Origin of the sequence: Saccharomonospora halophila 8 (genome assembly GCF_000383775.1) — a bacterium.
Classification (GTDB): domain Bacteria; phylum Actinomycetota; class Actinomycetes; order Mycobacteriales; family Pseudonocardiaceae; genus Saccharomonospora; species Saccharomonospora halophila.
Genome location: NZ_KB912573.1, coordinates 1 through 2,105 on the forward strand (window position 1 = coordinate 1; position 2,105 = coordinate 2,105).

3 protein-coding genes are annotated in these 2,105 nt (G+C 71.2%); all 3 read left to right on the top strand.

Features of this window, described 5'->3' with window-relative positions:
* On the top strand, positions 1–354 hold a 354-nt coding region (locus SACHA_RS0116390; RefSeq protein ID WP_019811491.1), incomplete at its 5' end, for a phosphatase PAP2 family protein.
* The gene (locus tag SACHA_RS0116395; protein WP_019811493.1) at positions 351–1,283 is read left to right on the top strand and encodes a decaprenyl-phosphate phosphoribosyltransferase; all 933 of its coding nucleotides are present in this window, start codon (positions 351–353) and stop codon (positions 1,281–1,283) included. The genes SACHA_RS0116390 and SACHA_RS0116395, both read left to right, overlap by 4 nt.
* Positions 1,284–1,302: 19 nt before the next feature.
* Positions 1,303–2,105: arabinofuranosyltransferase (locus SACHA_RS22640; RefSeq protein ID WP_019811495.1), on the top strand; the 803-nt coding region annotated here is incomplete at its 3' end.

Genomic DNA, 2,105 nt, shown 5'->3' on the forward strand with positions numbered 1-2,105 from the left:
GGGTGGCTCACCGCCGCGGCGGGCGCCGTCGGTGCGCACGCCGCCTCGATCGCCGTCAAACGGGTCGTGCGCAGGCCGCGGCCCACGCACCCGGACGTCGCGGTGGGGGTGGGCACACCCAGCAAGCTGAGTTTCCCTTCGTCACATGCGACGTCGACGACGGCCGCCGCCGTGCTGTACTCGGGGCTGGTCGGGCGTAATCTCGTGCCCACCCTCGTGCCGCCGATGCTCGTCTCGCGCCTCGTGCTCGGCGTGCACTATCCGACCGACGTACTCGCCGGCGCCGCCCTGGGAGGTGCCGTCGGCGGCATCCTGCGCCGCAGGCTGACCTCACGGAAGCGGAAACGACCATGAGTGAGACGACCGAGCGTGCCGACGTCGCCGGTGGTGCGGCCACCCGGAAGCGGGGTCCCGTCCCGACCGTGGCCGGGGTGGCGAAGACGGCCAGACCCCGGCAGTGGGTGAAGAACGTTCTCGTCTTCGCCGCCCCGTTCACCGCGGCCCAGATCGCGAATCTGGACGTGCTGGCCGACGCGGCGGTGGCGTTCCTCGCGTTCTCGCTGGTCGCGAGCTCGGTCTACCTCATCAACGACGCGGTCGACGTGGAGGCCGACCGCGCGCACCCGACGAAGCGGCACCGGCCGGTCGCGGCGGGCGTCGTGCCGATCCCCGTGGCGTACGCGGCGGCGGGGATCTTCTTCGCCGCGGGTGCCGCGGTCAGTTTCCTGGCCGACTGGCGGTTGGTGATCGTGCTCGCGGTCTACCAGGCGATCCAGCTCGGCTACTGTTTCGGTCTCAAGCACCAGCCCGTGATCGACCTGGCGATCGTCGGGTCCGGCTTCCTCATGCGGCTGATCGCCGGTGGTGTCGCCACCGGGATCAGCCTGTCCCAGTGGTTTCTGCTGGTCACCGCGTTCGGATCGCTGTTCATGGTGGCGGGCAAGCGCTATGCCGAGGTGATGCTCTACGAACGCACGGGCGCGAAGATCCGCTCGTCGCTGAAGAAGTACTCGGCCAGCTACCTGCGCTTCGTCTGGGCCACCTCGGCCGCGATACTGATCATGTCGTACTGCCTGTGGGCGTTCGAGCAGCAGCACAACGTCTCCGGCACGGTGTGGAGCGTGATCTCGATCGTGCCGTTCGTGATCGCGGTGCTGCGCTACGCGGTGGACGTCGACTGCGGGAACGCGGGCGAGCCCGAGGAGATCGCCCTGCGGGACCGCGTCCTGCAGGTCCTGGGCGGCGCGTGGGTGGTCAGTCTCGTGTGCTCGTACTACCTGTGATCACGCGCGAGGTGCCCGCATGGTGACCACGCACGACACGGCCGACACGTCCGGTGCGCACCCCGCCGACGAGGACCCCCGGCGGCCGGGCACGGTCCCCGGTCGCCCGCCGTTCGGGACCCCGGGCGGCACGGCCGCCGCACTCCTGCTCGGTGGGGTGTACTCGGTACTGCTCAGCGCCGCCTGGCAGGCGGTCACGGCGCGCCTGCCGGTGTCCGGCACGGAGACCTACGTGCCCGAGGCGCTGCTGGTTGCCGCGGTGACCGTGCTGTTCGCCGTGGTGTTCACCGCGCAGGGGTCGGCGCGGGTCCGGCGGTGGCCGACGTGGCTGAAACACCTCGGCGTGTGGACGACGTTGAGCACGCTGGCCACGCTGGTGCTCGCGTTGCCGCTGCACGCGACCCGGTTCTTCCTCGGCGGGGCCTCGGTCGACAACACCTTCCGGCTGCAGTACCTGGAGCGGGCGGCGTCGTCGGCGGCGTTGCAGGACATGAACTACGTCGACTTGCCGCCGTACTATCCGGCCGGGTGGTTCTGGCTCGGCGGCCGGGTCGCCGAGGTGACCGGCATGTCCGGCTGGGAGGCCTACAAGCCGTACGCGATCGCCTGGTGCGCCCTGACGGCGGTGGTGACGTACGTGCTGTACACCCTGGTGCTGCGGCGCCGGACGGCGTTCCTCGCCGCACTGGTCACCACCGTCGCCGGGTTCGTCACCGTGGGCGTGGAGGAGCCGTACGCCTGGCCCACGACCGCGTGGTTGCCGCCGGTCGCCCTGCTCGCCTGGTCGGCGCTGCGCCGTCGCGACCGGGCGCCCTGGTGGGT